This is a genomic window from Corynebacterium sp. LK2510 (genome assembly GCF_040946405.1).
Taxonomy (GTDB): Bacteria; Actinomycetota; Actinomycetes; order Mycobacteriales; family Mycobacteriaceae; genus Corynebacterium.
On the sequence record NZ_JAYWLR010000005.1, the window covers coordinates 37,599 to 56,195 of the forward strand.

Sequence of the window (18,597 nt, forward strand, 5' to 3'; positions counted from 1 at the left end):
CGTCGCTCACGCCCTCGACACATGCACCCCCGGGAAAACACACGATGGTGGCGTAGCCGTGAGGGGTTGCGCTACTAGTGCGGCTTCAGCCGGCGGGGACACGGTGTGAATCACGCGCGCCCGCCGACATAAGCTGCCTATCCCTCGACGCGGATGACGCCCTCAATCGCCTTGCGTGCGATGTCGGTGCGGTAGAAGGAGCCCTGCAGGGAAACCTTCTCGATCTCGGCGTAGGCGTTGGCCACGGCCTCCTCGAGCGTGGCGCCCTTGCCCATAGCGTTGAGGACGCGACCACCGGCGGAGACCAGCGTGCCGTCATTCAACGCCGTGCCCGCGTGGAGGATCTTCGCCGGGTCGGTGAGGTTGTCGCCGATGATGGCATCGCCCGTGCGCGGTGCGGCCGGGTAGTTCTCCGCGGCGAGCACGACCGTGGCGGCGAAACCGTCCTCCCACTCCAGCGGGGCGCACTCGGCTAGGGTGCCGGTGGCGGCGGCGTAGAGGACGTCGGCCAGCGGGGTCTTCAGAAGCGACAGGACCGGCTGGGTCTCCGGGTCGCCGAAGCGGGCGTTGAATTCCACCACGGACGGGCCCTCCGGGCCCCAGGCCGCGCCGACGTAGAGCACACCCTGGTAGGGGGTGCCGCGCTTGACCATCTCGCGGGCAACCGGCACCGCGATCTCGTCGACGATGCGCTGCACGCCGCCTTCCGGCAGCCACGGCAGCGGGGTGTAGGCGCCCATGCCGCCGGTGTTCGGGCCAGCATCGTTGTCGTGGGCGCGCTTGTGGTCCTGCGCGGGCAGCAGCGGCACAACGGTTTCGCCGTCGACGAGGCAGAACAGGGACACCTCGGGGCCCTCGAGGAAGGACTCGAGCAGCACCGGGTTGCCGGCCTCGATCACGGCGCGGGCGTGGGCCTCGGCCTCGGCGCGGTCCTGGGTAACAACGACACCCTTGCCGCCAGCCAGTCCGTCGTCCTTGACCACGTAGTTCGGGCCGTACTCGTCGAGCGCTGCATCGATCTCGCTGAGCTCGGTGACACTCGTCGCGGACGCCGTGCGCACGCCCGCGGCGGCCATGACGTCCTTGGCGAAGGCCTTGGAGCCCTCGAGCTGTGCTCCGGCCTTGGACGGGCCGAAGACGTGGATCCCGGCGTCGCGCAGAGCGTCGGCAGCACCGGCGACGAGCGGGACCTCGGGGCCGATGACGACGAGCTCGACGTCGAGGTCGCGGGCGAGCGCGACGACAGAGTCGGGCGAGCCGACCTCGACCGGGTGGACCTCGGCAAGATCCGCCATGCCGGCATTGCCCGGCGCGACGAAAAGTTCATTGCCCTTCAGACCGTTGAGCAGGGCGTGTTCGCGGCCGCCCGAACCGATAACAAGGATGCGCATGGTGTCTAACTTACCGGTAACCTGGGGTGGCATGAGCACCGTATTCACGAAGATCCTCGAAGGCGACATTCCGGGCCGTTTCATCTACCGCGACGACACCGTGGCGGCGTTCCTGTCGATCGAACCGATCGCCTACGGCCACACTCTGGTGATCCCGGTCGCCGAGGTGGACAAGTGGACTGACGTGGACTCGTCGACGTGGGCGCACATGAACGACATCGCCCAGGAAATCGGCCGGGCGGTCATCGACGTCTTCGGCGCCGAGCGCGCCGGTTACCTCATCGCCGGTTTCGAGGTTCCCCACGCCCACATCCACGTCTTCCCCGCCAACGACATGTCCGGCTACAGCTTGGCCAACGTCACCCCGGCGGACCAGACGGACCCCGCAAAGATGGACGAGGCCGCTGCCAAGCTCCGCGGCGCCCTCGGCGTCGGCGAGGACGGACGCCGCTAGGGCATCAGTCCCACGCCGGGTTGGCCGTGTCGACCCCCTCCTGCTCGGCACGCTTCTCGACGAGCCCCAGCAAATACTCCTGCTCGCCCCCGTACGCCTCGTGGAAGCGCGCGTCGGCGACGTACATCCGCGCCAGGATGAGCTGGCGCGCGGTTGTCACGGGGTACCACTGCGCGAGGGAGGCGCGGTGGCGTTCGACGATCTCGTTCGCCTCGTCAGAACCCGGTTCCACCCCTCTGGCGTGCGCCGCCGCCAGGATTCTCCCCAGCTGCGCTTGCTCCCCGCCGAACGCTGCCATGCCCTCGGCGCCCGCTGAGCGCAGGCGCTTCTGCGCACTCTCCCACTCGGGCGTTGCGCCCCACGTCCGCTCCGCCTCACGCTGGTGCTCGGGCATGTGTTCGCCCATGTATTCGGACAGTTCTTCCATAGTTGCCTCCTCGATAAGACGATCTACTGCCTGCACCTGCTGTTTCAGCGTGCGCGCCCGCGCCTGCAGCGAGCGCCGGTGGCGGCGCAGCGCCTCGGTGAGCACGTCGGCCGGCGGGGCGTCGAGAAGCGGGCCCATCTCCGCCAGCGGGACGCCCGCACTCTGGAACAACGCGATGGCCGCTCCCCGCCGCAGGTCCTCCTCCGAATACACGCGGTAGGATCCGCGACGCTGCGGCACGAGCAGCCCGAGCGCATCCCAGTGGCGCAGGGCCTTCGTGGTGACCCCGAGGACCCGCGCGGCGTCGCTGATCAGGTGCATGGTCTCCACTCAACAGGTTGCCGCAGCGGAAAGGTCAAGCTTGCGCAACCATCGGCAGGGAAATCGTGAACGTCGAGCCCTCGCCCGGCGCCGTCTTCACCGAGATCGCACCACCGTGCTGCTCCACGAGTGACTTGGTGATGGCCAGGCCCAATCCTGAGCCTCCCCCGCGGGAGCGGTTGCGCGAGGCGTCCGCGCGGTAGAAGCGCTCGAAGATGTGCTCGGCGTCCGACGGGTTCATTCCGGCCCCGTCATCGGCGACGTCGATGAACACCTTGTCTAGGTTCTCGCGGATGGTCACGGTCACCTTCGCGTCGTCGCCCGCGTGCTTGAAGGCGTTGATGATGAGGTTGAGAAAGACCTGGTGCAGACGGTCCGCGTCGCCCTCGACGCGGGACTCGTGCATGGTTTCATCCGAGACCGTCACCTCACGCTGGGGGAAGGCGGCGCGGGCGGAATCGGCGGCGGCGGTGCAGATCTCCACCGTGTCCACGACGTCTTTCTTGATCTGGGTGCCCTCTGCGCGCGTCAACGCGAGCAGGTCCTCGACGAGGAGTTTCATCCTGCCGGATTCCTGGTCGATCTTGCTGAGCACCATGTCCGGGTCGGGTGCCATGCCCTTATGGTAGAGCTCTGCGTAGCCGCGGATGCTAGTCAGCGGGGTACGCAGCTCGTGGGAGGCGTCGCCGACGAAGCGGCGCATCTGCTCCTCTTTGGAACGGGACTCCTCGATCGACTCCTGCAGCTGGCCCACCATGGTGTTGACGGCGTAGGACAGCTTGCCCACCTCGGTCTCCCTCGGCCAGGAGGGGATTCGGCGAGAGGTGTCACCGTCGGCAATCGCGAGCGCGGTTTCCTCGACCTCGCGAAGCGGCGCCAGCGCGCGGCGCACCAAGTAGTTGCCACCGAAACCGATGAAGAACAGAGCGATTCCGCCGATGCCCAGCTCCGTGATAGCCAGCGACGTCAGCAGACGCCGCTCGGTGTCGAGCGACTTTGCCACAAACTGGATGCTGCCGTCCGACTGGTAGCGGGCCAACGCGCGGTAGTAGCGCACCTCCCCCGCACTCCTGTCAGACGTAATCGTCTGCGGCTCATACCCGTCTAGCTGGGAGTAATCCGGTGGAAACGCCCGGGGCGCGTAGCTGACGGTCCTGCCTAGCCCTGGGTAGTACACCGACTGCGTGAACTCGCTTGGCGCGCCCGAGCTCGGCCACGGCGCCACTTGCCCCACCCACGTTTCTAGCCCGACACGGAGCTCATCGTCGGCGCGCTGATAGAGCAGCCCGCGCATGAGCAAATAGACGGCGGTGAAGCTCATCGCCATGGCCAGGATGGAAACGAGGAGCACAACGCCTAGAAGCGACTTCTGGAGTGGGACTCGTTTCGCTGCGAACTGTGCCTTTGACGACGCTCGGATCATACTAGGACCGTTGACCTGCGCCTACTGGCGCGGCGTGCGCAGGACGTAGCCCACACCGCGCACCGTGTGGATCAGCGGAACATCTCCGGTATCGATCTTGCGGCGCAGGTAGGAAATGTAGGACTCCACAACGTTGCCGTCCCCGCCGAAGTCGTAGTGCCAAACGTTGTCGAGGATCTTCGCCTTCGACAGCACAACTTCGGCGTTGAGCATGAGGTAGCGCAGGAGGTTGAACTCGGTCGGGGAAAGATCGATGATCTCGTCGCCCTTGGTCACCTCGTGGGTGTCGTCGTTAAGCGTGAGATCGGCGTAGCGCAGGGTGCCGTCGTTGTCCTCGGATTCAGTGACGTTGCCGCGGCGAAGGATGACACGCAGGCGTGTGATGACCTCCTCGAGGGAGAACGGCTTGGTCACGTAGTCATCTGCGCCGATGGTCAGTCCGTGGATGCGGTCTTCCACTGCGTCCTTCGCGGTGAGGAAGAGCGCGGGGCCGTCGAGACCCTCGGCGCGCAGCTTGCCCAGGAGCTCAAAGCCGTCCATCTCGGGCATCATCACATCGAGGATGTACGCATCGGGGCGGAACTCGTGGGCGAGCTTGAGCGCCTCCGGGCCGGACTGCGCGCTCTCCACCTCGAAGCCTTGGAACTTCAGAGACACGGTCAGGAGTTCAACAATGTTCGGCTCATCGTCGACGACGAGGACCTTGACGCCCTGGTTGGAATCTGGCATGTGACTGCTCCCTTTCATAGGTAATTGAGTGTCGAGTAAACGCCACGAACCTGAACGATTCCTGGACACTGACTGAATTACAGGTTGCTCTTTGAGGGGAGCCCACCACAAAAATCTCCCGGACGCGTACAGGCACCAGCCGAACGCGTCCGGGAGAGACAAAATGGAGCTGGAGACGAGACTTGAACTCGCAACCTACGCATTACAAGTGCGTTGCGCTACCGATTGCGCCACTCCAGCAGTGAGGGTGATTCTACATGGCCCCCAGTGCGTGCGGAAAACTATGCCGGCCGTTAGTGTTTGCCCTGTGACAACAGCGAGCACAACGCCGAACGACGCGGCGGAACCGACCGGGTTGAACGGGTTGAACGGGTTGAACGGGTTGAACGGGTTGACTGGACTGACCGGGTTGTGGGACTCCTTCCGTCAGCAATCCCGCAACGTGGCCACCATCGACGAGGCCCGCACCTCCCCGCCCCCGTCGGTGCTCGCCCCGGTGGATCTCACCGACCCGGCTCAGGTCGCCGCCGTGATGAACATCGCTGCCCGCATCGGGTCCATCCTGATTACCAACGGCACGACCAGCTCCGATGTGCGAGCGCAAGTGCACACAGTCACGTCTTCGTACGGACTGCACTACTGCCATGTGGACATCACCGTCAACACCATGACTGTCCACACCATCATCGGTGTGGATCGCCGCCAGCCGGTGAGTGTGTTCCGCGTGGTCAACGACTTTTCGGCGAACTACCACAAGCTGCAGGAAGCCGACCGCCTGATCCGCTCCATCCGCTCAGGTGCCACACCGCCCGAGATGGCGGAGCGCATCCTCGACGACATTGAGCGCGAGTACATCCCGCACCGCAACGTTCGGTTCCTCGCTGGCTGGATCGTGATGGGGGCGGCGATCGCGATCCTGCTCGGCGGCGATCTGTTCATGGCCGTCGTCGGCGGGTTGACCTCGTTTCTGATCATGGTGATCAGCAAGATCCTCTCGCGCAACGACCTGCCGTACTTCTTCCACTGCGCCATCGGCGGGTTTTTGGCCACGGTTCCGGCGGTGATCTTCTACCAGTTCGCCGCACCGATGGGTGTCACCGTGGTGCCCAGCCAAGTCATCGCGACCGGCATTGTCGTCCTTTTGGCGGGCCTTACGCTCGTGCAATCGCTTCTCGACGGCATCACGGGCTCACCCGTGACCGCGTCTGCGCGCTTCTTCCAGACAATGCTGTTTACCGGGGCGATCGTCGCGGGAGTAGCCACCGGCATCAGCGTCGCTGACTTACTCGGTGTGGGGTTGCCGCCGCTGGAGACAATGCTGGGCACGCCGACGTTTAGTTCGGCCCTCGTGCGTGTCATCGGCAGCATCGTCGCCTCGTCCGCCTTCGCCGTGACCTGTTTCGCGGAACGGCCCGCCATCTTGGTCTCCGCGATGACGGCGCTGGCCGGCTCGGCGATGTATTACGTGTTCTTGCTGCCGCTGGGCACCGGGCGCATCCTGGCGACATTTGCCTGCGCGGTCATGGTCGGCCTCGCCGGCGGCCTCATCGCCCGCCGTTTCCTCATCAATCCCGTCATCACCGCGGTGGCGGGCGTGACGCCGTTTCTCCCGGGTTCTGGCATCTACCGCGGCATGTACGCCATCCTCAACGAGCAGATGGTCGTAGGTCTGACCAGCCTGGCAATCGCGGTGGGCACCTGCATGGCCCTCGCCAGCGGCGTGGTCCTGGGCGAGTGGATGGCACGCCGGATCCGCCGCCCGCAGATCTTCAAGCCCTACACCGCCTTCCGCCGCGCCGGCCGCATGACGTTCGAGCAAATCCGCCGCGCCGAGCAGGTCGCCCGCGCCCGCCGGCGCCGCCGACCCGCGGAGGGAACGCACCGGGCCAACGCGTAGCGTAGAATTGTCTGGCCCACGTCTGTTGTCGTAGAAGGAGAAGCTTCAGTGCCACCCAAGATCACCGACTCCCGCCCCTCCCCCGAGGCTCTCCACGCGGTTGAGGAGCAGACTGCATCCGGAGCTCGGCGGATTGTGGCCACCTACGCGGACGACTTCTTCGATGGCGTCACATTGATGTCCATGCTCGGCGTCGAGCCGCGCGGCTTCGTGTACAAGAAGTACGCCGAGGAGCAGGAAGCAGCCGCAGCCGAAGCCACTGAGAAGACGACGAAGAAGGCCACCAAGAAGGCGTCTAAGAAGAAGGCCACAAAGAAGAAAGCGACCAAGAAGGCCGCTAAGAAAACTGCGAAAAAGACTGCCAAGAAGGCGACGAAGAAGGCCACCAAGAAGACCTCTTCTGCCGCTGACAAAGCGTAGGAAAACGCCATGAAAGGGGCCAACCGCTTCGTCGTCGTCGCGAACCGCCTTCCGGTGGATCGCTCCAGCACTGGCGACGGGTGGGAGGCGTCTCCGGGCGGCCTCGTTGCCGCCCTCGCGCCGGTTCTGCGCTCCCACACCGGGTGTTGGGTCGGCTGGCCCGGTGAGATCGACCTCGACGTCGAGCCCTTCGAGTTCGAGGGCATCGACCTGCGCCCAGTTGCGCTCAACCAAGAGGACTACGAAAACTTCTACGAGGGATTCTCCAACTCCTCGCTGTGGCCCCTCTACCACGACCTCATCGTCGCGCCCCGCTATGAACAGGAGTGGTGGGACTCCTACCGCGAGGTCAACCAGCGTTTCGCTCAGGCCGCGGCGGAGGCCGCCGAGCAGGGCGGCGTGGTGTGGGTGCAGGACTACCAGCTGCAGCTCGTCCCCGGGCTGCTGCGGGAGATGCGCCCCGACCTGACCATCGGCTTTTTCCTCCACATCCCGTTTCCCTCCCCGGACATTTTCCGCCAGCTCCCGTGGCGCGACGAGATCGCCCAGGGACTCGAGGGCTGCGACCTCATCGGCTTCCAGCGCGCCGAAGACGAGCAGAGCTTTCGTGCTTTGGTCGGCGACGCCGGCCCTCGCACGGGCACGTTTCCGATCTCGATTGACCCGGCGGCGATTCACCGGGGCAGCGCTGCGGACGTCGAGAAGCTGCGTGCGAGCGTGGGAAACCCGGCGACCGTGATGTTGGGGGTCGACCGCCTCGACTACACCAAGGGGATCCTCCAGCGCCTGCTCGCCGTGGAGAGCCTGTTAGAGAAGGGCGAGCTTGACGACGTCGCCGTGATCCAGCTCGCCACCCCCTCGCGCGAGCGCCTCGACCACTACCAGGAGACGCGTCGCGACGTCGAGGAGGCCGTGGGCCGGATCAACGGCCGTTTCGGCGATGTCGGGCGGCCCGTGGTGCACTACATCAACCGCCCGGTTCCGAAGGAGCGCCTCGGCGTGTTCTACGCGGCCGCCGACGTCATGCTGGTCACCCCGTTCAAGGACGGCATGAACTTGGTTGCCAAGGAATACGTCGCCGCCCACCCCGACGGCGACGGCGCTTTGGTGCTCTCCGAGTTCGCCGGGGCCGCAGTCGAGCTCGACCGGGCTAACCTGTGCAACCCCTTCGACCTGACGTCGGTGGAGGACGCGATCCTCGCCGCGGTGAAAGGCGACGCTGAGGCGATGCGGGCGATGCACCGCCACGTCGCGGAGCACGATGTCGACCGGTGGGCGTCGTCCTTTTTGGAGGCACTGTGAGCACGCGACGCATGAGCGCCCGGCGCGCCGCCACCCTCGGCATGGCCGCGCTGTGCGCGGGTCTCACCGCCTGCGCGAACACGAACGAGAACCCCGACTCTGGCGCACTCGACGGCTTAGCAGGGCCGACATGGCAGGTCGTGGCCGTCTACACCGACCCCGACCAGCCCGGCGCGCTGCCTCCCGACGCCGCGGGACGGGCGGCGCTGACGTTCGGCTCGAGCTCCATGAACGGGAGCACCGGCTGTGCGCCGGTGCGCTCAGCAATCAGCGCTTCCGGGGACCGGCTGCGCCTCGACGAGGTGGAGATCGACATCCCGGACACCTGCGTCGGTGGCGCCCGCCACGTCCACGACACGCTGACCGAGCTGCTTGCCCCCGGAAGCGAGTTCGCGGTCCGCCGCTTCGGCGACACTGAAGCTGTACTGACTAGGGTGGGCGATGAAATCGATCCGCCGTCGATAAGGGTGATGTCACTGTGACCACGCAGAACAACGCACAGCTCGACGAGGCGCTCGCCGCGCTCGCCGCTGCCCCCTCACTGCTCGTCTGCCTCGACTTCGACGGCACGTTGTCTGAGCACGTCACCGACCCGTACGCCGCCAGCGCGCACCCGGCGGCGTTGACCGCGATCGCGGACCTCGCCTCCCAGCCCGGTACCCAGGTCGCCGTGCTCAGCGGGCGCCACCTCGAGGGCCTGCGCGCGGTGTTCCCGCTGCGCGACCCGGTCGTCCTAGTCGGCTCCCACGGTGCCGAACCGACGGAGGGAGGGCCCGAGCTGTCCGCCGCCGACGCGGCCTACCTGGATCGCATCGAGTCTGAGCTGCGCCGCATCGCTACCCCACCCGCGTACGTCGAGGTCAAGCCCTATCAGCGGGTCCTCCACGTCGCGCCCGTGGTCGAGACCGACCCGGCGGCCGCGGAAGCGATCCTCAAAGAGGGATTGTCCATCGACACCGAAGGCCGGCCCGTGACCCCGGGGCACAACCTGGTTGAGTTCTCAGCCCTCGACGTATCCAAGGGCGACTGGCTCGCAGAGTACAAGCGCTCATTCGACGTGACCTTCTTCGCCGGCGACGACACCACCGACGAGTTCGCCATGGCCGCGCTTGGCCCGAACGACGTGGGCATCAAGGTCGGCGAGAAGCCGTCGGTGGCCACGCTTCGCGTGCCGACGGTCACCCGCATGGCGCACTTCCTCACCGAGCTCGCTAGCGCGCGGCGGGCGGCGCAACCGTCGCGCCCGGAATAAACCGGGTTGGCAGGATAACCCGCTGCGGTGTCGCCCGCGCGGCGCCCGCATTATGAAACAGCGCGTTAATCAGCGCTCCCACCTGCTCGCCTTTGGCGTGGTTGAGCTGCTCGACGGTGGTGAGACCACGCTGGGTGGCGTCGACAATCGCGTCGAATCCCGTCACCGACAGCTCGTGCGGCACCTCCGCACCAAACGCCTCGATCACGCCCAGGGCCATGGAATCGGTGGTGCACAAGATGGCGGTGATGTCGGGGTGCAGGCCGCGCAGCTCGCGCGCGCCATCGGCGGCCGAGTCGATGTCGCTGAAGTGGCGGTTGACGATGGGCACGTGTGTCATCCCCGCGGCGCGAAACACCTCCAGTGCCCCGCGGACGCGGGCGCGCTGGACGTGCATGTCCGAAAGCTCCACGTCCGCTGCGGTGACGGCGCCGTCGCGCACCCCGGAAAAGAGGCGTTTGGTTAGGATGCCGATGTTGCGGTGCCCGGCCTGAACCAGCGCCGCTGCAGCGGGCTGGATCGCGGCGAAGTCATCGATGCCCACGTAGGAGACGCCGCGCAGATCCGCAGGCTGGTCGCACACCACCACGGGAAGGCCGCGCTGCCGGGCGAACGCCAGGTTCGGGTCGGCAGCGGGCACGGAGTAGACCACGAAGCCGTCGACAATCGCGTTGGAGACAGCGTCGGCACCCAGACCCCCCTCCCCGCCCGGCCCGGTCGGGATGAGGGTGAGGAGAAAGTCGTTGTCCTCGGCGAGGCCGGCGAGGAAGTCCAACGACGCTTGGTCCTCGAAGGCGTAGGAAAGCCGTTCAGTCAGGATCACGCCGACGGAACCGGCACGGCTGGTGCGCAGCGAGCGCGCCGTCGGGTTGGGTCCGCTGTAGCCGCGGGCCCGGGCGGTGGAAAGGATGCGCTCGCGCAGCTCAGGCGAGAGTTGATCGGGGCGGTTGTACGCGTTGGACACCGTCGTGCGCGAGACCCCGAGCTCCTCGGCCAGCGTCGCCAGCGTCGCGCGGGGGGCGCGGCCGGCCCGGTGTCCTCGGCGGTTGGTCATGGGGCCATCGTATTGGTCCGGGTGCGCGTGGCGGTACAAACCCTCACGCGTGGCGGTACAAACCCTCAATTGAAACATGTTTTCACTAGTGATTAAATGTCTAGCATGTTCACTAGAGCCCTCACTCGCCCGCGACTGGCCGCAGTGGCCGTCACCTCCGCCCTCGCCCTCGGCGCCTGCTCCGCACAGGGAGGCGACACTCAGACGACGACGGAAGCCTCCACCCGAACGGACATCGTGGCAACAACGATCGTTTGGGCAGACGTTGCGTCCTCCGTCGTCGGCGAGGATGTCACCGCCATCATCTCGAACTCCTCCGTTGACCCCCACGAGTACGAGCCGACCGCCGCCGACCGCGCCGCGATCGAGTCCGCCGAGATCGTCGTGGCCAACGGCGGTGCATACGACGCCGCCCTGTACTCTGCGGCCGATCCGTCCCACGTCGTCTCGGCTCTCCCGTTGACGGGCCCGCACTCGCACGCAGATGACGAGGCCGAGCATGCCGATGAGCACGGTGACGAGCATGGCGACGAGCATGCCGATGAGCACGCCGATGAGCACGACCATGACCACGACGCTCCCGAGCACTCCTGGTACTCCACGGAGACGGTCAACCGGGTCGGCCAGCTGATCGCAGAGCGCACCAGCGGCGACACCGCTGATCTCGACGCCCGCTTGGCTCCGATCGAGGAGGCCGTGAACAACCTTCCGGCCGTCCGCGTCGCCCAGGCTCACCCCATCGCTGACGCCCTCATCGAAGAATCGGCTCTTATCTCCGCAACCCCCGACGCCTACCGCGCGGCGTCTTTGAGCCACATCGAGCCTTCCGGTGCTGCCGTGGCCGAGTTCATCGACGCCATCAAGGATGGCTCCGTTGACATCCTTATCGCGTCTCCGCAGAGCGCCCCGGGTTCCGAGCAGCGCATCGTCGACGCAGCCCGCGCGGCCGGTATCCCCGTCGTCGAGGTCTACGAGACCCCGCCGAACGGCCAGAACTTCTTCGACTACTTCGCAAGCATCGTCGAGGAGATCAGCCGGGCCGCCCGGTGACCGCGAGGCTAATCGACGCCACCGTCACCCCTCTGTGGGAGGACATCTCCCTACACATCGGTGACGGTGAAATGATCGCTGTTACCGGCCCCAACGGCTCCGGCAAGTCGACGCTGCTCAAGGCCATTGCCGGGTTGCGGCCGCTGACCCGAGGCAGCATCGAGTTCTCCGGCCGCCTGGGCTACATTCCGCAGCAGCAGATGTTCCCCCCGGGCCTGCCGTTGCGTGCCCGTGACGTGGTGGCACTCACGGTGGGGCGCGGCGCGAAGCGCGCGCACGCAGAGGAGCTTCTCGCGTCCGTCGGCGCGGCGCACCTATCGAACCGCCGCGTGGGCAACCTTTCCGGCGGCCAGCAGCAGCTCGTCCGCCAGGCTCAGGCCCTGGCAAACAGGCCCGACCTCATCCTCGCGGACGAGCCGTTTCTCTCCCTCGACGTCGCCCGCCAGCGCGAGACCGCGCAGCGTCTGCGCAATCACGGAGCGGCCGTCTTGCTGGTCACCCACGCGCTCGACCCGGTGCTCGACATGATCGATCGCGTCCTTTACCTGGGCCCGCGCGGTCACGTGCTCGGCCCGGCGAACGAGGTCCTGCGCTCGTCTGTGCTGAGCGAGCTCTACGGCACACATGTCGATGTCGTCAACGTGCACGGAAAGCTGGTGATCGTCTAGATGACTCACGTTGTGAGTGCCGATGTCGCGGACGCGTTCGCGACCACGGCGCGGCTGATGGAGTACGACTTCGTCCGCACCGCGCTCGCTGCGGCGGCACTGCTCGGCATCCTGGCCGGGATAATTTCGCCGCTGATCGTGCTGCGCCGGATGTCCTTCGGCGTCCACGCCACATCCGAGCTCGCCCTGATGGGTGCGGCCGCGGCACTGTTTCTCGGCCTCAACCTCAGCGTGGGCGCGACTCTCGGCTCTATCTCCGCCGCCATCGTGCTCGCCGCCCTCGGTTTCAAGGGAGGCAACGACGCGGCTGTGGGCGTGGTGATGAGCTTCGGTATGGGCTTGTCGCTGCTCATGCTGCATCTCTACCCCGGCAACTCCTCGACGGCGCTGGCGCTGCTGACCGGCCAGATCGTCGGGGTGTCCGGCACCGGCGTCGGGGCCCTGTCGGTTGTCACGGTCATTGCCGTGGTCACGGTCGTGGCGCTGTGGCGCCCGTTGCTGTTTTCCTCCGCCGACCCCGAGGTCGCGGCCGTCTCCGGTGTCCCGGTGAAGGCCATGGCCATCGTGTTCGCGGTCCTGCTCGGCATCACTGCCGCCCAGGCGGTGCAAATCGTCGGTGTCCTGCTTGTCATGGCCCTGCTGATCACCCCGGGTGCGAGCGCGGCGGCGATTACCTCCAACCCCGTCGCCGCGGTTGTCTGGTCGGTCATCTTCGCCCTGCTCGCGGCGGTGGGCGGTGTGGTGCTCTCGCTCGCCCCAGGTCTGCCTGTCAGCGTGGTTGCAGCGTTTATCTCGTTTGGCATCTACCTCATCTGCCGCGCAGTCGGCGGATTCCGCTCCCGCACAATCACACTAAACTCGGGGGCATGACAACTACCCGACGCTCTCTTCTCCACGACGGCCACGAACGCACCTGGATCGAAGTCGCCCCCGAAGGCGACGTCGCCGCGCTCGTGGTCTTTCTTCATGGCTCGTTGCAGTCGGGCAACGTCGCCCGCGCCTTCACCGGCAAAACCTTCGATCGCCTCACCGAGGCGGGGTGCATGGTCGTCTACCCCGACGGCATCGGCCGCCACTTCAACGATTTGCGCCGCGGCTTCACCGAATCCGCCCGCACTCTCGGCATCGACGACGTCGGCTTCCTCACCCGCCTCATCGAGTCATACGATGCCCCGCGCACCATCGGCTGCGGGTTCTCCAACGGCGGGCAGATGCTGATCCGCATGCTTTTCGACGCCCCCGGCACCTTAGACGGCATTGCCCTGTTCGGCTCCTCCATGCCCGCCGAAGGCAACACCATCTGTTCCCCCGAGAACTGGTTGCCCACTCCCGTGCTCGCCGTGCAGGGCACCGCGGACCCGATTGTGCCCTACGAGGGCGGGATCGCAGCGCTGGGCGAGGCCAACCGCGGCGAGACCCGCTCAGCGCCCGACTCGTCGGCCTACTTCGCGGGCCTCAACGGCGCGGGAGAGCACTCCAGCGCCGAGCCGATTCCGGGCGTGCGCGTGGATAGCTGGACGGGCGGGCAAGCACCCGTCGAGCTGTGGTCGATCGAGGGCATGGGGCACCTTGTCCCCTCGCCCAAGAAACTCGATCCCCGCATCGGCCCCGGCACCGACAAGGTCGTCGGAGCGGAGCTCGTCGCGGACTTTTTCGGGCTCGCTTAGGCTACGCGCCCACGCGGCGCTGGCGAGCGAACTCGCTGAGCACCACACCGGCTGCGACGGATGCGTTGAGGGACTCGACCCATGCTTCGGTCGGGATCGACATGATGACGTCGCAGTTCTCGCGCACCAAGCGTGAGATGCCCTTGCCCTCGGAGCCGACGACGATGACGACTGGGTCGCTCGCCCCGTCGAAGGTGTCCAGGGTGTGCTCGCCACCGGCGTCGAGGCCGACGACCATGTAGCCGTTGTCCTTGAACTCCTTGATCGTGCGGGTGATGTTGGTCGCCTTCGCCACCGGCAGGCGCGCCGCTGTACCGGCGGAGGTGCGCCACGCCACGCCCGTGACCTGGGCGGAGCGGCGCTCCGGGATGATCACGCCGTGGCCGCCGAACGCGGCGGTGGAGCGGATGACAGCGCCCAGATTGCGCGGGTCGGTGATGTTGTCCAGTACGACGAACATGCCGGTCTCCCCGCGGTCCTTCACCCCGGCGATGAGGTCGAAGACGTCCGCGTACTTGTACGGCTGGATCTTCAGGCCGATGCCCTGGTGCATGCCGTTTCCGGTCATCGCGTCCAGGTCCCGGCGCGGTACCTCGTGCACGGGCAGGCCCTTGGCGTTGGCCAGGGTGACGGCCTCGCTCAGCCGGTCGTCGTGGCCCGTGCCTTGGGCGACGTAGAGGGCCTCGGCGGGCACCTTCGCGTGGAGGCACTCCACGACGGGGTTGCGTCCGACCACCAGGTCGGCGCTCTCGCGCTCGTGGCGACCCGACGAGCGGCGCTCACGCTCGAGCTTGCGCTTGTGCGCGGAGTGGTAGACGCGGTCCTCCGCCTTCGGGGTCGCGCCCTTGCCTTTTAGCCCGCGGCGACGCTGCCCGCCCGACCCCTTCGTGGCACCCTTCTTGTTCGTCTTCTGGATGTCTTTGCGCTGGTATGGTTTCGCCATCGTCTCAGCCTCCCTTTCCTAGGGTTTCAGGGCCCACTGCGGGCCGTCGGGTGTGTCGGTGACGTCAATGCCTGCGGCGGTGAGTCGGTCGCGGACGTCGTCAGCTGCCGCCCAGTCCTTCGCCGCACGCGCCTCGGCGCGGCGGTCGAGCTCGGCGCGGACGAGGACATCGAGGGCGGCCTCGGCGGCATCGCTTGTCGACGCCCCCTCGGACCACTGCCCCGGATCAATGCCCAGCACCGCGGTCATGGCGCGGACCTGGCCGGCGATCTCGCCCGCCCGCTCGGTCTCGCCCGCGGCGAGCGCCTTGTTGCCCTCGCGCACCGCGTTGTGAATCTCGGCGAGGGCCTTCGGGACCCCGAAGTCGTCGAAAAGCGCGGCCGCGAACTCCTCCGTCCACGTCGTGGGCTCCGGGGTGGCGCAGCGCGCGACGAAGTCCTCGATGCGACGGTACCCGGCGGCTGCTTCCTGCAGCGCGGCCGGGGAGTACTCGAGCACGCTGCGGTAGTGCGCCGAGCCCAGGTAGTAGCGCAGCTCGACCGGGCGGACGAGCTCGAGCATGTTGTCGATGGCAACGACATTGCCCAGCGACTTCGACATCTTCTCGCCCGACATCGTCACCCAGTGGTTATGCATCCAGTAGGTGGCAAACTCGTCACCGGCCGCGTGCGACTGCGCCTGCTCGTTCTCGTGGTGCGGGAACTGCAGGTCGAGGCCGCCGCCGTGGATGTCGAAGGCGCTGCCAAGGTACCAGGTGGACATGGCTGAGCACTCGAGGTGCCAGCCCGGCCGGCCGTCGCCCCACGGGGTCGGCCAGCTCGGCTCACCGGGCTTGGCGGCCTTCCACAGGGCGAAGTCGCGGCTGCCGCGCTTGCCGCGCGTCTCCGTCTCGCCCTGCTCCATGTCCTCGACGCGGTTGCCGGAGATCGCGCCGTAGTCGGAGCCCTCCGCCCGCACCCAGGCGTCGACGTCGAAGTAGACAGAGCCCTCGGACTCGTAGGCGAATCCGCGCTCGATCAGCCGGTTCATGTAGTCGACCATTTGGGTGACGTGCCCGGTCGCGCGCGGCTCCACCGACGGTGGCAGCACGCCCAGGGTGTTGTAGGCGCGCGTGAACTCGCGCTCGTAGGTGGACACCCACTCCCACCAAGGCCGGCCGTTGGCCTCGGCCTTGTCCAGGATTTTGTCGTCAATATCCGTGACGTTGCGTACGAAAGCGACGTCGTAGCCCTGTGCCGTGAACCAGCGGCGCACAATGTCGAACGCGACGCCGGAGCGCAGGTGCCCGATGTGCGGCGAGGACTGCGGCGTCGCACCACACACGTACATCGACACGTGCCCGGGCCGCAGCGGCTCGAAAGGCCGCAGGCTACGCGAGGCAGTGTCGAAGATCTGTTGGCGGGATACCGTTTCGCTCGATGGGGTAGTCACGGCCATCAGCTTAGTTCAACCAGCGCGGTGGCAATCGCTGCCCTGCCCTGGCCCGACCCGGTGAAACCCATGTGGTCGGTGGTAGTGGCCGATACCGACACCGGCGCGCCGAGGGCCTGGGACAGGACGCGCTCCGCTTCCTCGCGCACCGGGCCCATCTTCGGGGTTTGCGCGATCAGCTGCGCGGAGACGTTGACGATGCGGACCCCGTGGGCGTCGACAAGCTCCTTGAGCTCTTGGAGGAGCCGAACACCAGACACTCCGTCGTACTCAGGCCGGCCGGTGCCGACAAACGATCCCAGGTCGCCCAGCCCCGCGGCGGCCAGGACCGCGTCGACAACGGCGTGGCTGACGACATCGCCGTCGGAGTGCCCTTCGCAGCCGTCCACGCCCTCGTGGAGGATGCCGGCGATCCAGCAGTCTTTGCCCGCCTCGATCTGGTGCGCGTCGAAGGCGTTGCCCACTCGTAGATTTGTCATGTCACTAAAGGTACGTGGACTGGCAAACCGGGCGCTCGAGCTAGCTGCCCAGGACGCTGAGCGCGAGCTGCAGATCCAGCGGCGTGGTGATTTTGAACGCCAGCGGATCACCGGCGACCGTAGCCACGGGGATGCCGAACCACTCCATCAGGCTGGCGTCGTCGGTGGCCTCGAAATCGCGCTGAGAGGCGAAGTAGGCCTCGTTCGCCCGGCGCAGCGTGGCCAGATCGAAGCCCTGCGGGGTCTGGACCGCGCGCAAACGCGCCCGCGAGGGGGTGGAGAGCACCGTATCGCCTTCGACGACCTTGATCGTGTCCGCCACCGGAAGGACCGGGATAGCGGCGAGGTGGCCGCCGTGGACCGCGTCGACGACGCGGCGGATCATCTCGGGCGGGGTCAGGGCGCGGGCCGCATCGTGGATGAGCACGACAGCTCCCTCATTGTCCTCGGCGTCGATGGCGGACAGCCCGTTGAAAATCGAATCGGCGCGCTCGCGGCCTCCGTGGGCGAAGGTTACGTCGTGACCTGCGAGCTGCTCGCGGGCGAGGTCCTCCATCTCTGGGCTGACAAGTACGACAATCTCGTCGACGACACCGGATGCTTTCATGCCCGCCACGCTGCGCGCGAGCACACTGGCGCCAGCTAGGTCCACGAAGGCCTTGGGCAGCGGCGCGCCCAGGCGGGTGCCCTGCCCCGCAGCCGCGACCACCGCGACGACGCGGCGCGGCCCGATCGTGTGCGCCACGCTACTTGTCGTCGCCCTCGTCCTCGTCGTCGAAGCTGAGGTCGTCCAGATCCACGTCATCGTCGTCGAAGCCCTGGGACGCGTCCGGGTCGATAGAGATGCCCGCGGCGACCTGCTTCTCGATGATCTCGGCGATCTCGGTTTCCATCGCGTCGGCCTTGGCGTCGTCGACAGGCTGCGCGAGAGCGAGCTCGCCGACGAGCACCTGGCGCGCCTTGCCCAGCATGCGCTTCTCACCGGCGGACAGGCCCTTGCCCTGGTCGCGGCGCCACAGGTCGCGCACAACCTCGGCGACTTTGTTGATGTCGCCGGACGCGAGGCGCTCCTGGTTCGCCTTGTAGCGGCGGGACCAGTTGCCAGCCTCCTCGACGTCCGTCTCGCGCAGGACGGAGAACACCTTCTGCAGGCCCTTCTCGTTAACCACGTCGCGGACACCGACGAGCTCGGTGTTCTTCACCGGCACGCGGACCTCAAGGTCGGAGTGGAGGATCTTCAGGACGAGGAAGTCGAGTGTCTCCCCGCCGATCTCACGCTGCTCAATATCCGCGATGCGCGCGGCGCCGTGGTGCGGGTAGACAACAACTTCTCCGACGTTGAACTCCATAGAAATAGACTCTCCTTGCCCGGCGCGCCAATTCGCGTTCAAACCACGCTTCACCCGAGTCGGGCTCTGGGAAAACGGGCCAACGCACTTACAACCGCGCAATTCTACCACCCGTCCCGGCAGCGACGCAGGGCTACTGCAGTGTCGGAACCGGCCCCGCTGCCGCGGAGTTGAGGGCGGGCACTGAGGGCGGCCACGGCGAGGCGGCGGGGAGCGGGTCTCCAGCACCGGGAAAGGTTACCCCCGAACGACCCCATCCACGGCGCCGACAAGCGCACTTACAGGGCGAGAAAGTGGGAAAACCGCCCCAGGAACGATTAAGGTAAGCGGAGATATCTAC

Annotated in this window: 20 protein-coding genes and 1 tRNA gene; 10 read left to right on the plus strand and 11 right to left on the minus strand. The window is 66.9% G+C overall.

Annotation, left to right across the window (positions count from 1 at the left end; all coding sequences use genetic code 11):
* Positions 1 to 137 precede the first annotated feature (137 nt).
* A complete protein-coding gene (gene purD / locus VVR41_RS04290) occupies positions 138 to 1,391 on the minus strand; it encodes a phosphoribosylamine--glycine ligase (protein ID WP_368523734.1) in 1,254 nt (417 codons plus the stop codon).
* Between the two features lie 31 nt (positions 1,392 to 1,422).
* On the opposite strand from purD, the gene VVR41_RS04295 reads away from it, so the two are divergent.
* Positions 1,423 to 1,845, plus strand: a complete 423-nt coding sequence (locus VVR41_RS04295; RefSeq protein ID WP_368523735.1) for an HIT family protein — start codon at positions 1,423 to 1,425, stop codon at positions 1,843 to 1,845.
* Between the two features lie 4 nt (positions 1,846 to 1,849).
* Here the strand turns inward: VVR41_RS04295 and VVR41_RS04300 are convergent, their stop codons facing one another.
* The 4 genes from VVR41_RS04300 to VVR41_RS04315 form a co-directional block, all read right to left on the minus strand.
* The gene (locus VVR41_RS04300; protein ID WP_368523736.1) at positions 1,850 to 2,593 is read right to left on the minus strand and encodes a MerR family transcriptional regulator; all 744 of its coding nucleotides are present in this window, start codon (positions 2,591 to 2,593) and stop codon (positions 1,850 to 1,852) included.
* 34 nt (positions 2,594 to 2,627) lie between these two features.
* Entirely contained in the window at positions 2,628 to 3,944 is a 1,317-nt protein-coding gene (locus tag VVR41_RS04305; RefSeq protein WP_368523737.1) for a sensor histidine kinase, read from the minus strand.
* A gap of 93 nt (positions 3,945 to 4,037) precedes the next feature.
* Positions 4,038 to 4,745 (minus strand): response regulator transcription factor, encoded by a 708-nt coding sequence (locus tag VVR41_RS04310; RefSeq protein ID WP_321102024.1) that lies wholly within the window; start codon positions 4,743 to 4,745, stop codon positions 4,038 to 4,040.
* 164 nt (positions 4,746 to 4,909) lie between these two features.
* A tRNA-Thr gene (locus VVR41_RS04315) sits at positions 4,910 to 4,985 on the minus strand.
* 160 nt (positions 4,986 to 5,145) lie between these two features.
* On the opposite strand from VVR41_RS04315, the gene thrE reads away from it, so the two are divergent.
* The 5 genes from thrE to otsB are packed head-to-tail and all read left to right on the plus strand — an operon-like array spanning position 5,146 to position 9,616.
* On the plus strand, positions 5,146 to 6,642 hold the full coding sequence (thrE, locus tag VVR41_RS04320) for a threonine/serine exporter ThrE (RefSeq protein ID WP_409338274.1): 1,497 nt from the start codon (positions 5,146 to 5,148) through the stop codon (positions 6,640 to 6,642).
* Between the two features lie 48 nt (positions 6,643 to 6,690).
* Positions 6,691 to 7,062: a histone gene (locus VVR41_RS04325; protein WP_368523738.1), complete on the plus strand. Its 372-nt coding sequence runs from the start codon at positions 6,691 to 6,693 to the stop codon at positions 7,060 to 7,062.
* Between the two features lie 9 nt (positions 7,063 to 7,071).
* Positions 7,072 to 8,364, plus strand: a complete 1,293-nt coding sequence (locus VVR41_RS04330; protein WP_368523739.1) for a trehalose-6-phosphate synthase — start codon at positions 7,072 to 7,074, stop codon at positions 8,362 to 8,364.
* On the plus strand, positions 8,361 to 8,846 hold the full coding sequence (locus VVR41_RS04335; protein WP_368523740.1) for a hypothetical protein: 486 nt from the start codon (positions 8,361 to 8,363) through the stop codon (positions 8,844 to 8,846). Before VVR41_RS04330 ends, VVR41_RS04335 begins: the two co-directional genes overlap by 4 nt.
* A complete protein-coding gene (otsB, locus tag VVR41_RS04340) occupies positions 8,843 to 9,616 on the plus strand; it encodes a trehalose-phosphatase (protein ID WP_368523741.1) in 774 nt (257 codons plus the stop codon). The genes VVR41_RS04335 and otsB overlap by 4 nt, the downstream gene beginning before the upstream one ends.
* Here the strand turns inward: otsB and VVR41_RS04345 are convergent.
* Positions 9,576 to 10,670 carry a LacI family DNA-binding transcriptional regulator gene (locus VVR41_RS04345; protein ID WP_368523742.1) on the minus strand — a complete coding sequence of 365 codons (1,095 nt, stop codon included), beginning with the start codon at positions 10,668 to 10,670 and terminating at the stop codon, positions 9,576 to 9,578. The two genes, otsB and VVR41_RS04345, sit on opposite strands and share 41 nt — an antisense overlap.
* A 105-nt stretch (positions 10,671 to 10,775) precedes the next feature.
* On the opposite strand from VVR41_RS04345, the gene VVR41_RS04350 reads away from it, so the two are divergent.
* From VVR41_RS04350 to VVR41_RS04365, 4 genes are read left to right on the plus strand one after another with little or no spacing between them, the layout of a single operon-like run.
* Positions 10,776 to 11,720 carry a metal ABC transporter solute-binding protein, Zn/Mn family gene (locus VVR41_RS04350; RefSeq protein ID WP_368523743.1) on the plus strand — a complete coding sequence of 315 codons (945 nt, stop codon included), beginning with the start codon at positions 10,776 to 10,778 and terminating at the stop codon, positions 11,718 to 11,720.
* Positions 11,717 to 12,388, plus strand: coding sequence for a metal ABC transporter ATP-binding protein (locus VVR41_RS04355; protein ID WP_321102011.1), 672 nt, complete (start codon positions 11,717 to 11,719; stop codon positions 12,386 to 12,388). Before VVR41_RS04350 ends, VVR41_RS04355 begins: the two co-directional genes overlap by 4 nt.
* Positions 12,389 to 13,258 (plus strand): metal ABC transporter permease, encoded by an 870-nt coding sequence (locus VVR41_RS04360; protein ID WP_368523744.1) that lies wholly within the window; start codon positions 12,389 to 12,391, stop codon positions 13,256 to 13,258.
* Entirely contained in the window at positions 13,255 to 14,055 is an 801-nt protein-coding gene (locus VVR41_RS04365; RefSeq protein ID WP_368523745.1) for a PHB depolymerase family esterase, read from the plus strand. Before VVR41_RS04360 ends, VVR41_RS04365 begins: the two co-directional genes overlap by 4 nt.
* Before the next feature lies 1 nt (position 14,056).
* Here the strand turns inward: VVR41_RS04365 and rlmB are convergent, their stop codons facing one another.
* From rlmB to VVR41_RS04390, 5 genes are read right to left on the minus strand one after another with little or no spacing between them, the layout of a single operon-like run.
* Positions 14,057 to 14,998 carry a 23S rRNA (guanosine(2251)-2'-O)-methyltransferase RlmB gene (gene rlmB, locus VVR41_RS04370; RefSeq protein WP_368523746.1) on the minus strand — a complete coding sequence of 314 codons (942 nt, stop codon included), beginning with the start codon at positions 14,996 to 14,998 and terminating at the stop codon, positions 14,057 to 14,059.
* An 18-nt stretch (positions 14,999 to 15,016) separates the two neighbouring features.
* Entirely contained in the window at positions 15,017 to 16,429 is a 1,413-nt protein-coding gene (gene cysS, locus VVR41_RS04375; protein WP_368523747.1) for a cysteine--tRNA ligase, read from the minus strand.
* 5 nt (positions 16,430 to 16,434) lie between these two features.
* Positions 16,435 to 16,908 (minus strand): 2-C-methyl-D-erythritol 2,4-cyclodiphosphate synthase, encoded by a 474-nt coding sequence (ispF, locus tag VVR41_RS04380; protein ID WP_321102829.1) that lies wholly within the window; start codon positions 16,906 to 16,908, stop codon positions 16,435 to 16,437.
* A 40-nt stretch (positions 16,909 to 16,948) separates the two neighbouring features.
* Complete coding sequence (gene ispD, locus VVR41_RS04385; protein ID WP_409338273.1) at positions 16,949 to 17,713, minus strand: 2-C-methyl-D-erythritol 4-phosphate cytidylyltransferase; 765 nt, start codon at positions 17,711 to 17,713, stop codon at positions 16,949 to 16,951.
* Positions 17,655 to 18,257 (minus strand): CarD family transcriptional regulator, encoded by a 603-nt coding sequence (locus VVR41_RS04390; protein WP_321102832.1) that lies wholly within the window; start codon positions 18,255 to 18,257, stop codon positions 17,655 to 17,657. The genes ispD and VVR41_RS04390 overlap by 59 nt, the downstream gene beginning before the upstream one ends.
* Positions 18,258 to 18,597 lie beyond the last annotated feature (340 nt).